Here is a 14,329-nt window from a genome sequence, read left to right on the forward strand (position 1 = left end):
CTGATGAAATCGCTGTCTGCATTCATACTCCGCCACCGCACGGTGTCCGCCCTTGTGGATACGCCCGTTGCCTGGGTACTGATGGCCCTCGTGGCCGGCGGTATCGCTTACGCGGTGAGCATGATCCACGAGATGGTAGGTTTGGGAATCGCTGTGGGCCTCATCGGCATCACCATCACGCTGATCTGCCTGTTTAACACCCGTCTTGGTTTTTATATCGTGACGGTTATCGGGTTCTTCATGTTTTACATCAAGCGCATGATCCCGGTGGATATACCGATGGGCGTGGTTTGCGACGCATTGCTGGCGGTTACCTTCATCGGCATTTACTACCGCAAAACCGTGCTGAAGGAAAAACTTTGGAAATATTCCGGGAATATCATCACCGTTATGTACGGTATTTATTTCTGTTTTCTACTGATAGAGCTTTTCAACCCCGCGATGTATTCCGTGGATGGCTGGCTGTTTACGGTACGCAAGTTCCTCAACTTCATCATGATCTATTTCGTGGGCCTGCACATTTTCAGCACCCGCAAGGATATCGTCGACTATATCAAGTTCTGGATTATCCTTTCCGCATTGGCGGGGCTGTATGGCTGCTTCCAGCAATGGCATGGCTTGCTGGGCTTTGAGTTGAACTGGGTGATGGCGGATCCGATCCGGTATAAATTGTATTTCCAGGGCGGCGACATGCGGAAGTTCTCCTTCCTCTCCGACCCCACGGCTTTCGGCATCCTCATGGCGCATGGCGTGGTGTTTACACTGATTATATTCCTCAATACGGAAAGCAAGAAATACCGCAGGGCGCTGTTCTTCGCCATCATTTTCATGGCGCTGGGTATGGCTTACTCCGGGACGAGGACTGCCTATTTCATGATCCCCGCTGCGCTGGCGATTTATGTGCTGATGACCATCACGAACAAACGGACGCTCTTTTTCGCGGTGGGCTTCCTGATGTTCTTCTGCGTGCTGGTGTTCGGACCGTTCTACGGCAACGGCACCGTCAACCGTATCCGGTCCACTTTCGAGATGTCGGACGACGAGTCGTTGAACGTGCGCGACGAGAACCGGGCGAAGATACAGCCGTATATCTGGAAGCATCCGCTGGGCGGAGGCGTTGCCACCAGCGGTGTACAGGGGCTTGAGTATAATCCGGGGCACCCGCTCGCGGGGTTCCCGCCGGACAGTGGCTACCTCCGTACCGCGATAGAAACCGGGTGGCTGGGCCTCGCTTTGACCTGCAGCCTGTATTTCACCATCCTTTACACCGGCGTCCGGAACTATTACCGGAGCAAATCCAAAGAATTTAAAATCATATATCTCGGCATCGTCGCCAGTATTTACGCCTATATCGTCGCCAACTATGCGCAGGTTGCGATCGGGCAGATGCCGGGCGGGTTGTTCTTTTACAGCGCGCTGGCCATTATCGTCAACCTCCGAGGCATCGAGGAGGCTTCCGCAAAAACTAATTCTGACATAATAAAAACAAATGCAATATGAAAAAGCAAGCTTTGATTATTCTCCTTCTGCTCGCCCCCGCCTTATCATTGTTGGCGCAGAATGCACCCCAGCAAGCGCCCCCCGAATCAGCAGGCGATCAAGGATAAATTGGTTGCCCTGGCACTCAACAACCCGGCCATCCGCATCCGTAACGCTGAAAGGGAAAAGTCAGTTTCGGAATTGAACAAGGCGACCGCCAGCTGGGCCAACTACGTTACCGGTAGCGTCAACCTTAACGAAATTACGCTGAAACTAAAGAACATCGACGACCAGAACCGTACACAGCTCTACTATCCCCTTTGGAACGTAGGTGTGATGGTCCCCCTCGGCAGCCTGTTCACCAAAGGCAGCGACGTGAAAATCGCCCGCCGCAATATTGATATCGCCACCGAAAACCAGGAACTCGCCAAGCGCCAGATCACTGCCATCGTTCTTACCAAATACCAGGATTACCTCACCACCAAAGCGCAACTCGCCATGCAGGAGGAAATCTCCGACGAAGACCAGGCCGCTTTTGACCAGGCCGAAGCGAAACTCGCCGCAGGTGGTATCACCTTCGAACAATACAGCAATATTGCCAAAAAATACAACGATGGCCGCGTGCGTAAACTCACGCTCGAAAGAGACCTCATCGTGGTAACCCTTGAACTCGAAGAGATCATCGGTACAAAGCTCGAGACCGTTCTCGGTATATAAATTCATGTGTATGTTTCATTTATCAGAAAAGCATATTCCGGCTACACTTACCTGCATATTTCTTTTATTCGCGTCCACAGTTACTGGCCAACAATTGACAGATACCGTGAAGTTGAAAGCCACGGCCTTCAGTACCATCAATTCCCTGGTTTTTCTTCCGGACGATTACCGGGTCACCAACACCAATTACCCGGTGATCATTTATCTGCACGGAAAAAGCAAATCAGGCAACGATATCAGCAAATTGCGCCTCGAAGGTGTTCCCTACTGGATTAGCAGAGGAAAAAAGATCCAGGCGCGGAACCCGGCAGACGGCAAACTGTATAAATTCATCGTAGTGTCGCCGCAGGCGCCCAGCTGGGGCCTGAAGCCCGCCGAAATCGAAAGGATGTTGAACGATGTTGCGTCCCGCTATCGCATCGACCCGAAACGGATTTACATCACGGGTTACAGCGCCGGCGGATGGGCCACGGTAATGGCGCTTACGGAAAAGCCCGCGCTCACCGCAAGATTTGCCGCCGCCGTTCCGATGTCCGTTGCAACGATCGACGACAAAAACAAGAAAAATTTCAAAATGGTTGCGGATGCCAAAGTCCATTGCTGGTATCTGGCCGGAGAAGGAGAGCCGCACTTTATGGAAGATTGCATGAAGTATGTGGACAGTACCAACAAGTACGGTCCAGGATTGGCGAAGATGACGATCGTGGAGAACTTCGCGCACAAATCCTGGATTTCGCTCTACGACCCGGCTAACAAGCACGGCATCGGCATGAACATCTACGAATGGATGCTCCAATACCGCAAATAACCCCGTTGACCAGTAATGAAAGTATATTTTAAAAACCTCGATGCTATCCGATTTATCGCCGCGCTGCTGGTGATACTTCACCACGGCCAGTATTTCAAGGCGGAACAGGGTGTTTCGTCGTGGAGCTGGATGGATTATATGTTGAAAGATACAGGGCGCATGGGCGTGAATCTCTTTTTCGTGCTCAGTGGTTTCCTGATCAGCTATCTTCTGTTCAAGGAAAACAAGGAGAAAGGACATATCAGTTTCAAGAACTTCTACATCCGCCGCATGCTCCGCATCTGGCCCTTGTACCTGGCCTACGGTATCGGCATGATCGTGCTGGCGCCCTGGGTGTTCGCGAAGCTGGGTATAGAAACGGGCATCGGCCTGGAAACAACGGTCGTCAACCTGATATTCCTGCTCCTGTTCGCGGTGAACATCCAGCTGGCGTTTTTCCCTTATAACAAAGGAATCGTTGAAATCACATGGTCTGTCTGTATCGAGGAGCAATTCTACCTTGTTTGGCCCTTACTGGTGGCCGCTTTCCGCAACAGTCTCAAAACGCTGTTCGTGGTGCTGCTGTCCATCGGTTTCCTCAGCAAAGCCCTCTGCCTGATACTCCCCCACTTTTTCCCGGTAACCTCCCTGCAATTGTTCGGCATCAACTACGTGTTGCTGTTCGACAAGCTGGAACTCTTCGGGACGGGGATGTTCGCGGCCTGGCTGCTGTTCAATAAAGACCGGTTCCCCCGGTTCTTTGAAAACGCCTTCAAACCCGGCGTTCAATGGATCATGCTGGCCATTACGGCTCTCGTCGTGTTCAGCGTGGCCCAGATTCCTGTGCTCAGTAAATATTATTTCGACCACTTCATTCACGCTTTCCTCTTCGGCTACCTCATGCTCATGGCTGTTTCTCCCAACAGCATCATGCACCTGGAGCAACCCATCATGAAATCGATGGGGAAAGTCAGCTACGGCATTTACCTGTTCCATACACCCGTGTGCCAACTCGTTATGATATTGTTCCTCAAGATGTTCGGTAAAGTTCCCGGCATCTTCACCTGGGAGCTGATGTATCCGCTCACCTGCGTGGCAGTCACCTGCGGGATCGCCTATCTGTCGTATGAATGCTTCGAAAAATATTTCCTCCGGATCAAATCGCGGTACGCGGTGGTCCAGACACGCATATAAAAAGAAATGCCCGGCACAACGACCGGGCATTTTTTATGCAGCAGATATAGCTGATTATTTTGCTTTCATGATTTTAAAGGACTCCTGGTGATGTGGTCCTACCTGTACTTGGATAATATACATGCCGCCCGTGTAAGCGCTCATATCGATGTATTTTACGGTGTTGATGATCGTTCCCAATTGGTGCGTAGCCTGCAACGCGCCGGAAAAATTGAAGATCCGGAGCGAAACCGGTTGCTCGCCCGGCAGCTTGATGGCAACGCGAAGCTGGTCCTGTACCGGGTTCGGTGACATATCCACCGTTACATTTTCGCTGTGGTTTTGGTCTTCGTCGGTTTGCACGGTAACCACCATGTTGTCAGTTGCAGTGCGGCCATTGGCGTCCATTACCGTCAAACGGAAAGTATATGAGCCCGCTGCGCGCAGTACCGCGAAGGAAGCCGATGCAGATGCGTTGCTGATGGTAACTTTGGAAGCATCACCTCCCACCAGTTCCCATTTATATCCCGTGATATTGCTATTCGGGGCAGGACGGGAACCGCTGCCGTTGAGGTTGATCACCGTTTCCGGTAAAATAAGCACCTGGTCAGCGCCTGCATCCGCTACCGGCGGATCAAGCGGGATGTTTACCGTAATGGAAACACGGTCTTTTGAGGTGGCGCCGCGGTTATCTGTAACCGTTAATTCAAATACATAAACGCCTGCGGTGGAAAGTTGCTGAACGGATGTAGAAGCCTCGCCGGGATTGGCAATCACCGAAGTTGAAGGCCCCGAAACCTGCGCCCAGTTCCAGCTGGCTATCGAGCCATCTTCGTCGCGGGAAGCTTGCCCGTTGAGTGTTGCAGTGCTTTCCGGCAAAGTGATCTCCTGGTCTCCTCCCGCGTCGGCAACCGGCGCGATGTTCGCCGCCTGGTTCACCGTTACGGTAACCGTCGCGGAAGCGGACAAGCCGTTGTTGTCGGTTGCCGTCAAACGGAAAGTATAAGTCCCTGCCTGTGTCAACCGGCTAACACCTGTGCTGGCGGAACTGCTGGCGCCAAAAGTAGCCGTAGCGGGCCCTGAAACCTGTGTCCAGGCATAACTGGCGATGTTGCTGCCGGAAGCCGCCGTGGCGGAACCGGTGAGCGTGGCGGTAGTAGCCGGTAAAGTGATGGTTTGCGCACTGCCCGCGTTCACCACCGGAGGAATATTATTCGCAGGGTTCACGGTAACGGTAACCGTCGCGGAAGCAGAAAGCCCTTTATCATCGGTTGCCGTCAGGCGGAAGGTGTACGTCCCGGCCTGTGTGAGCCGGCTGATACCCGTGCTGGCGGAACCGCTGGAAGCGATCGTTGCCGTCACCGGCCCGCTTGTCTGTGCCCATGCATACGTCTCAATGCTGCTTCCCGATGCGGGTGTGGCAGAACCATTCAGCGTGGCGGTAGTAGCCGGTAAAGTGATGGTTTGCGCACTGCCCGCGTTCACCACCGGAGGAATATTATTCGCAGGGTTCACGGTAACGGTAACCGTCGCGGAAGCGGAAAGCCCTTTATCATCGGTTGCCGTCAGGCGGAAGGTGTACGTCCCGGCCTGCGTGAGCCGGCTGATACCCGTGCTGGCGGCACCGCTGGAAGCGATCGTTGCCGTCACCGGCCCGCTTATCTGTGCCCATGCATACGTCTCAATGCTGCTTCCCGATGCGGGTGTGGCAGAACCATTCAGCGTGGCGGTGGTTGCCGGCAATGTGATCGACTGATTATTGCCCGCATTCACCACCGGAGGCTCGTTGGCCGGGTTCACGGTAACGGTAACCGTCGCGGAAGCGGAAAGCCCTTTATCATCGGTTGCCGTCAGGCGGAAGGTGTACGTCCCGGCCTGTGTGAGCCGGCTGATACCCGTGCTGGCGGAACCGTTGTTGGCAAAAGTTGCCGTGGCGGGACCGGAAACCTGCGTCCATGCATAACTGGCGATGCTGCTGCCGGAAGCCGCCGTGGCGGAACCGGAAACCGTAGCGGTCGTAACCGGTAGCGTGATTGTTTGCGCGTTACCTGCATTCACTACCGGCGGTACCGTATTGGCAGGACTCACCTGAATAGTAACCGTTGCGGAAGCAGAAAGCCCTTTGTCGTCGGTTGCCGTCAGGCGGAAAGTATATGTTCCTGATTGTGTTAACTGGCTAACGCCCGTTGTTGCCGCGGCAGAAGCTGAAATCGTAGCCGTTACCGGGCCCGACACCTGCGACCATGCATACGTTTCGATGCTGCTGCCCGAAGCGGGTGTAGCCGTACCGCGCAGCGTGGCCGTAGTTGCCGGCAGCGTGATCGATTGATCATTACCTGCATCTACAACCGGAGGCTCGTTGGCCGGCGCCACTACAATCTCAACTGTTGCCGTGCCCGTCAGGCCCTTGTCGTCGGTTACCGTCAGCCGGAATATATATGTCCCGGCGGTCGTAAGTCCTGAAACACCTGTGCTGGCCGCATTTGCGGTTGCCAGTGTAGCAGTGCGCGGCCCGGATACCTGCGTCCAGGCATAGCTGATGATGCTGCTGCCCGAAGCGGCGGTGCCAGTGCCAGTCAGCGTTGCCGTGCTAACAGGAAGCGTGAGCCGCTGAGATCCGCCCGCATCCGCTACCGGTGGAACGTTTGCAGGTAAAACCTGCACATCCACGGTGGCTGAGGCAGACAGACCGTTATTGTCTTTTACAGTGATACGAAAGGTATAAGTGCCCGCAGTCGCCAGCCCGGTTAGCCCGGTCGTTGCTGCGGCAGGATTTGCAATGGTGGCCGTTGCGGGCCCAGCGGTCTGCTCCCAGGCGTAGCTGGAAATAGTGTTTCCCTGCGCCGGAGTGCCCGAACCATTTAGTGTGGCGGTAGTTACCGGCAAGGTGATGGACAGGTTTTCGCCTGCATCTGCTTCCGGACCGATAAAGGCCGGAGAAACAACCACGTTTACGGTGGCGGATGCGGTCAGGCCTTTGTCGTCCGTAACCGTCAGGCGGAAAGTATAGGTGCCTGCGGTGGTGAGGCCGGTAAGGTTGGTGGTGGCCGCTGCCGGAGTCGCGATCACGGCGGTAACGGGCCCGGCCGTCTGCGTCCACGCGTAGGTGGAAATCGTGCTGCCTGCTGCGGGGGTGCCGCTGCCGGTGAGGCTGGCAGTGGTTTCGGGAAGGCGGATGGATATTGCGGTGCCGGCGTTGGCGGTGGGGCCGGTATAAGCCGGCAATACCGTAACCCGGATCGTGTCGGATTTGGATGCGCCTTTGCTGTCTGTGACCGTCAAACGGAAGTCATAGGCTCCTTGCGCAGTGAGCCCGCTGATAGCGGAAGCGGCGGTACCGGGTGATGCGATAACCGAAGTGGCGGGGCCGCTGATTTGCGTCCAGGCGTATGTGGAAATCGTGGCGCCGCCGGAGGCCGAAGCCGTTCCGCTGAGCGAAGAGGTGGTGGCGGGAAGGCGAATGGATTTATCCGTGCCTGCGTTCACCGTGGGCGGCAAAGCGGCTGCCTGTACGGTAACGGTTACCTGCGCGGTGGCGCGTGAACCGCTGTTGTCGGTCACTGCAAGCTGAAAAACATAGCTGCCGGCGGTGGTAAGCCCGGTAACGGTGGTTTTGGATGCGGATGCGCTTCCGAAACCCGGTGTCACCGGCCCGGAAACGAAAGTCCAGGCGTAAGACGCGATGCTGCCGTCAGGATCCGCGGATGCGGAGCCGTCGAGGTTGGCGGTGGTCACGGGCAGCGTGATGGTTACCGCACTGCCGGCGTTGGCCACGGGCGGTTTGTTGGTGCTGCCGGTGGAATATTCGTCGGCGCCCGCGTCAAATGCTGCGCCTTGCGGGCGGGCCTGCCCGTCGATGTCGTAATTGAAATAAGCTTTGAAGTCAAGTCCCTTGTTCACCGCAACAGACGTGGCCGTGATATGGAAATCTTTCCCCGCGGCATTCACGAAACCGGCGGTGTTGATATCCTGGCCGGTTACGTTGCTGGTGGTAACCGCGTCGATTCCCCTTTGTACTGCCACGTGAGCGCCGGAGCCGGTGTTGAAGACAAGGTTGTTCTGGATGAGGTTCCCCGTGCCGATGGTACCAAAGGAATTCAACACGCGTATCGCATCGCGGGCGGAGTTCACGACAGTGTTGTTCAGGATATACACCTGGAGGGGCTTGAAGTTATGATCGGTGGGCCGGTCGTCTACAAACAACGCGTCCTGGCCTGCTGCCGTTCCGTCAAAACCAGCATCGGCGATGATATTGTTATAAACAAGGCAAAGCCCTACGCCGAAAACTTCCAGCGCATTGCCCGTTCCTTTGATGATCTTGTTGTTATACACTTTACCGTTACTCTCGCCGCCGAGGATGATACCCGCCTGCTGGCTGCCTTTGTTTACGGTCCCGAAATTATACACGCTGTTGTTGTAGATTTCAACGTTCTCCGGGGCAGAAGCGACCTGGATGCCATCCCAGCCGGTATTTTCCGTGATGTTGTTATATACTTTCAGGTTGTAGATGCGCGGGGGCAGGAGGTTTTTCGTAACGCCGTCACAAACCGTCGGCGTACCATTGGGCGCCGTGTTGCCGATGTACATGCCTTCGCCGAGCACGTCATGGATATAAATATCGTGGATGCTGATGTTTCGGATGGCGAAGTTCGGATATTGGTTCATGGGGTCGCAATCCGGGTTGACTTTCGCCATCAAACCCGCTTCCGAGCCCGTGATCTCAATGCGCTCCGCTTCGTAATCGGTACAACCCTTACCCATGGCAAGCCCTGTGCTGAGGCGTTTGCTCACGCCATCGATCCGGAAGCCGTATTTATCGGCGCTGCCGGAACCTGTAATCTTGAAGTATTTAACGTTGTTGAAGATGAGGCCGTAATTACCACCGTCGCCTACACGCACCTGGCCGCCGCAGTTGATGAATACAAGCGGTTTGTCGGCGCTGCCGGTGAAGTTCATGAACTGTATATACGCATAATTCCCGGCTTTCACGCAGATCGTGTCGCCAGGCTCGATAGTGTAGTTATTACCGTTGATATACGCGCCACCGTCGTTCCCGGGTGTGATGACCACTTTACAGTTTTCGCAGTCGGTACCGGTGGAGGCCGCGTTCACAGTAACATTGGCGTAGGCGATATTCGTTTGTCCGGCGGCGTTGGTAACGGTGAGCGAGAATACGTACTTGCCAGCCACGAGCTGGCCGACAGTGGCTTTGGAAGTTGCTCCGCCTGCGATGGTGGCGGATCCGGGTCCGGAAACCTGTTTCCAGGCGTAGGTGGAAATAGAACTGTTGGGCGCGGTGGAACCTGAGCCGTCCAACATAACGGATGCGGTTGGAAGCGTCAGCGTTACGTTGGCATTTTTCACTTCCGCAACGGGTGCAGTAACCGGCGGCGGTTCCTCGGAAGAACCGTCTTTGCTGTACTGCAGCATCCATTCATAAATATTCTGTGATTGATAAGTATGCCCGGGGTCGTATGCCTTGTCCCAGAACCCGGAATCATGCCCACCGGTGAAAGTGGTGGCTTTCGCTTTGATGGCGGGGTTGCATGCATTGATGCGGGAAATGTAATCCGTTTGATATTTGAGGAAACCGTCGCTGGTGCCACATAGCATCCATACCGCCATATTACTGGCGGCCACGTTGCACAGGCCCGGAAGCTTGGGATCATCGATCGGCGCGGAAGAAACCGGCACGATGGCCGCGATATTATCGGAGTATTCCTTCCCGGTGGTGATGTAGTTCAATACACCATAACCGCCGGCGCTCAGCCCCGTGAGGTAAATCCTGGAAGCATCCACACGGTAGAGCTTCTTCATTTCCTCAATCAGCTTCTGCACGGTCTGATAGTTCGCCCAGCCCCCCGCAATCCGGGGAGATACGGTGATGAATTTGAATAGCTTTCCCCCAACGGTATACTGCATATTAGCACCCTTGGCGATCATTTTCGGAACGCCATGCCGCAGCACATCATTGATATTCCCCCCTTCTCCTACTCCATGAATAAAAATCAGCAAGGGATACTGCTGGGAAGTTTGTCCATAATCATCCGGCAAGTGCAGCCACGCTTCGAGCGTGGCGGAACTCGTCATGGCGACGTTGATTTTTTGCTGGGTCCCCTGACTAAAAGCCCGCCAGGGCGATAATAACACGATTACACAGATCCAGGCACGCATCAGCGCAAATCCAAAAAAACGGTTCTTCAAGATGGTCAAAATTTAAAATTCCATTTAATACTAGGGTGGCACACAAGACAGTTCAACGAATGATAAAAATAGGTGCTACAAAAATAGTTACAAATCATAGATCGAGATAAAAAATACATATATTAATTTATTAATAATCCATGAAATATAACTATGCGTATAAATTTGTAATTGAATAGTTTATTTCAATTATATCGTAAAGTCATTAACAAAAACCGGCGATTGTCAGCTCCTCATGACAAGGTTCTTTCCGGAGGCCTTCCGCAGGGCTTCCAAAAGCAGGATTCCCTTCACACTATCCGCCACCGGAATGCCCGGCCGCTCGCAATTAAATCGCTGCAGTATCCTTTCATCCATATCCTGCCGGTGATTGGCCGTCCCGAAAACGAGGTCGAGCTGCCCCTCACTCCCAAAAACCCGCTCGAAAAACGCCTTACCGATCCCTGCGTCGGAGTGCGGAAACGCGAAAACCCGCTCCCGCACGCCAAACCGATTGCAAACGGCGTCTACCGATTGCAGGGTTTGCGCCACCTGTTCGTCCACCTCCAGTTCCTGGTAATAAGGATGGTCCATACTATGCCCACCCAGCGAGAATCCCTTCTTCACCAGTCCCTCCACATCGCTTTCATCCATCCAGGGCCGCTCTTTCGCCAAAATCCCTTCAAAATCAATCTCTAGCAACGCCCCCAGTTCATCGGCCAGCTCCCGGTTATGCCAGCGGATCGCTTTCACGGCGGTCTCCAGCTCCGCTAGGCTCGTTCCCATTAGCTGGGCAGCCTCCGTGCGCGCCGGCGATGCCATGCTTCCGTTGCGCAACGCCCCGATGATCAATCCCAGCTTAAACCGGTAAAACATTGTCCTGTTTCCCAGCATCGGCGGATTCAGGAAAAACACCGCCGGTACGCCCTTAGCTTCCAGCATGGGCGCCACCGTTTCTGAAACCTCCCGCAGCCCGTCGTCGAAAGTCAGCAAAAAAGCGTTCTTCGGCAGGGGCTTCCCTCCTTTCGCCGCCCCAATCACTTCTCCCAGCGTTACCGGCATGAAATGGCGCAACAGGTAATCCAGGTCCGCCGCGAAAGCTTCCCGGTTTTTATAGGGGTAAATCGGGCTGATATAAGGCACGTCCCGGTCGGTAACCAGGTGATGGTAAGGTAACAGCAAGGGCCGGGCAACGACCTTCTGTAACAGGGAAACCGGCGCAAGCCGCGCCAGGCGGTAGTATAATTGCTTTGAAACAGACATGTATGGGGAAGTATAATAGGATAAAGATAAAAAAAGGAGACCATCGCTGGTCTCCTTTTCAAAAGATATAATATGAACAGGATCAGATGCCGAAGGCGGATTTCACCTTTTCAACGTAATCGAGCTTCTCCCATGTGAAAAGCTCAACTTCTACCTGCTTCTCGGTTTTCTTGCCTTTGTTGAATACTTTAGTCACAACCTGGTTGTCGCGCCCCATGTGGCCGTAAGCCGCTGTTTCTCCGTAAATCGGGCTGCGCAGTTTGAGGCGCTGCTCGATGGCATACGGACGAAGGTCGAAGATCTCTTCTACCTTGCGGGCGATCTCACCGTCGTTCAGGCCTACTTTCGCAGTACCATAGGTGTCTACGAACACGCCGCAGGGCTTGGCTACGCCGATAGCGTAAGAGACCTGCACCAGCACTTCGTCGCAAACGCCCGCAGCTACGAGGTTTTTAGCGATGTGACGGGTGGCGTAAGCCGCGGAGCGGTCTACCTTGGAAGGATCTTTCCCGGAGAATGCACCACCACCATGCGCGCCTTTGCCGCCGTAGGTGTCCACGATGATTTTGCGGCCGGTAAGACCGGTATCGCCGTGCGGGCCACCGATTACGAACTTGCCGGTCGGGTTGATGTGGTAAGTGATTTTATCGTTGAACAACGCCTGCAGTTCCGGTTTCAGCTTGGCTTTCACGCGGGGGATCAGGATATTGATCATGTCGGCTTTGATCTTGTCCAGCATTTCCTGGTCTTTCGCGAAATCGTCGTGTTGCGTCGAAATCACGATCGTATCGATACGGATCGGCTGGTTGTCGTCGGAATACTCGATCGTTACCTGGCTTTTCGCGTCGGGACGGAGGTACCCGATTTCCTTGCCTTCGCGGCGGAGGTTCGCCAGTTCGATGAGCAGTTTATGTGCCAGGTCGAGTGCCAGCGGCATATAGTTTTCTGTTTCACGGGTAGCGTAACCGAACATCATACCCTGGTCGCCCGCACCCTGTTCTTCGGGTTTGGAACGGTCTACACCCTGGTTGATATCGGGAGATTGCTCGTGAATGGCGGAAAAAATACCGCATGAATTGGCTTCGAACATATACTCGCTCTTGGTATACCCGATTTTGCGGATAACCTCACGGGCGATGTCCTGCACGTCGAGATAAGCTTCGGATTTAACTTCTCCTGCCAGCACTACCTGACCGGTAGTAACGAGGGTTTCACAAGCCACTTTGGAGTTAAGATCGTATGCGAGAAAGTTATCGATCAGTGCGTCCGATATCTGGTCGGCAACCTTGTCGGGATGCCCTTCCGATACGGATTCAGATGTAAATAAGTAAGGCATGAGAGCTAGATTATAATTCTGTGTAAATGATCCTGAGTTTAACGTTGGCCGGAGGCGTCGCACTGCCGCCGCCTGCTTTGAGGCGCGGGAAGTCAATCATCCTGCTGGACCAGCCTTCCAGTCTTAACACCGAGTTGTCGATCTTCTTCTGCTGGGCAAGCTGGATATGCCGTGCAATATTAAATTTATATTGAACAACTTTAAAGGGGCCGAGGTCACTAATGACAATTTTATTACCGCCGAAATAAGCGAGGTCGGGGTTGGATGACAGGCCATAATCCACCAGGAAGCTAAGGCTGTCGTGTGTTACATATCGGCGGAGCATCAGGCGCTCCGGTTCGGTGAAGATATTATCCATCCCGGCGGAGCCACTGTTGATCTCGGTAATCACCAGTTCTGCTTTGTTGATGACCGCATTGGGTACTTCCGCGATATCGGGTAGCTGGATGTTGGTATAGACACCGGGGGCTTCCTGGATGTATACGATATTGTCGCCCGCGGGGTTGTTGGTATTGACGAGTTGGGAAACTTCCGTGCCGGTATAATTCCGGTTAACGTAGTTGGCGTGGCCAGAGCCGTACATGTCGAACTTGAAGCTGGCCATCAGGGAGTCTTTCTCGGAGTTCTTATAATATACGGTCAGGCGGGTATCACCGCTATTGAGGTTGGTGTAGAGCATGGTGTTCCCGGTTGTGGTGTCGGGAACGATGGCCAGGCCCACGAGCCAGGCACGGAAGGCGCTATCGTTCTTAAAGGCGCCGTCCGCCCGCTGCTGCATCAGTTCCTGCCCGAAAGACGGGTTGAGGCGCATGCGGAGCTGGGGGGCGTATTTGGTGCCGTAGATAGACAGTGAGTCTTTCGGGTATACCGGGTAAATTGTGGCCGAACCTACCAGTTTGGTGGGATCGTAGGAACGGGGCGCATTGTATACGTAACTGGTATCGATCTTGAAATTGGGCTCGTTCATCCGGTAGATGTTCACGTTGAGCGGGCCGTTGGCGCCGTACCAAACCGTGTCGGCACCTACATAAAGTACTACGGAATCGAGGCTCCAGCCAGTGCCTTCAAAGGTGAAATCGGCATTTGGCAGGGCCAGCTGGGTGTAGAGAAAACCATGGGTCTTACCGAAAATGGGATCTTGCGTGATGCTTCCGAGTGCGCCCTGATAATAACCTCCCCCGCTGCGAAGACTGGAATCCGTCCGGAGGATGTTGAGCGTAATCAGGTTATTGATAGTGGTATCTTTTACCACAATTTTGTCTGAGCCGGGGATGAGTTCCTTGCCGAGAATGGTGGCCTCGTTGCAGCCGGTAAAGGCGTAAAGGGCGGCGAGGCAGGCGGCGGCGAAGCCCAGGGTCCTGAATTGAATCTTCACGTAATTGGTTTGTTCG

At 54.2% G+C, this 14,329-nt stretch carries 8 protein-coding genes; 4 read left to right on the forward strand and 4 right to left on the reverse strand.

The annotated features are described in order from the left end of the window. Nucleotides 1-3: 3 nt before the first annotated feature. The 4 genes from WJU16_RS00245 to WJU16_RS00260 are packed head-to-tail and all read left to right on the forward strand — an operon-like array spanning nucleotide 4 to nucleotide 4,177. A complete protein-coding gene (locus tag WJU16_RS00245) occupies nucleotides 4-1,500 on the forward strand; it encodes an O-antigen ligase family protein (RefSeq protein WP_341836315.1) in 1,497 nt (498 codons plus the stop codon). Nucleotides 1,501-1,560: 60 nt separating this feature from the next. After that, entirely contained in the window at nucleotides 1,561-2,196 is a 636-nt protein-coding gene (locus tag WJU16_RS00250; protein ID WP_341836316.1) for a TolC family protein, read from the forward strand. A gap of 10 nt (nucleotides 2,197-2,206) precedes the next feature. Next, the gene (locus WJU16_RS00255) at nucleotides 2,207-3,004 is read left to right on the forward strand and encodes a prolyl oligopeptidase family serine peptidase (protein ID WP_341836317.1); all 798 of its coding nucleotides are present in this window, start codon (nucleotides 2,207-2,209) and stop codon (nucleotides 3,002-3,004) included. Nucleotides 3,005-3,019: 15 nt separating this feature from the next. Then, nucleotides 3,020-4,177: an acyltransferase gene (locus WJU16_RS00260; protein WP_341836318.1), complete on the forward strand. Its 1,158-nt coding sequence runs from the start codon at nucleotides 3,020-3,022 to the stop codon at nucleotides 4,175-4,177. 54 nt (nucleotides 4,178-4,231) lie between these two features. On the opposite strand, the gene WJU16_RS00265 is transcribed toward WJU16_RS00260, so the two are convergent. The 4 genes from WJU16_RS00265 to WJU16_RS00280 form a co-directional block, all read right to left on the reverse strand. Beyond that, nucleotides 4,232-10,360, reverse strand: coding sequence for a PKD domain-containing protein (locus WJU16_RS00265; protein WP_341836319.1), 6,129 nt, complete (start codon nucleotides 10,358-10,360; stop codon nucleotides 4,232-4,234). A 225-nt stretch (nucleotides 10,361-10,585) separates the two neighbouring features. Beyond that, entirely contained in the window at nucleotides 10,586-11,602 is a 1,017-nt protein-coding gene (locus WJU16_RS00270) for a polysaccharide deacetylase family protein (protein WP_341836320.1), read from the reverse strand. A gap of 82 nt (nucleotides 11,603-11,684) precedes the next feature. Next, nucleotides 11,685-12,938 carry a methionine adenosyltransferase gene (gene metK, locus WJU16_RS00275; protein WP_341836321.1) on the reverse strand — a complete coding sequence of 418 codons (1,254 nt, stop codon included), beginning with the start codon at nucleotides 12,936-12,938 and terminating at the stop codon, nucleotides 11,685-11,687. Between the two features lie 10 nt (nucleotides 12,939-12,948). Continuing rightward, nucleotides 12,949-14,313 (reverse strand): DUF4270 family protein, encoded by a 1,365-nt coding sequence (locus tag WJU16_RS00280; protein WP_341836322.1) that lies wholly within the window; start codon nucleotides 14,311-14,313, stop codon nucleotides 12,949-12,951. Nucleotides 14,314-14,329: the final 16 nt, after the last annotated feature.

It is taken from the genome of Chitinophaga pollutisoli, assembly GCF_038396755.1.
Classification (GTDB): Bacteria; Bacteroidota; Bacteroidia; order Chitinophagales; family Chitinophagaceae; genus Chitinophaga; species Chitinophaga pollutisoli.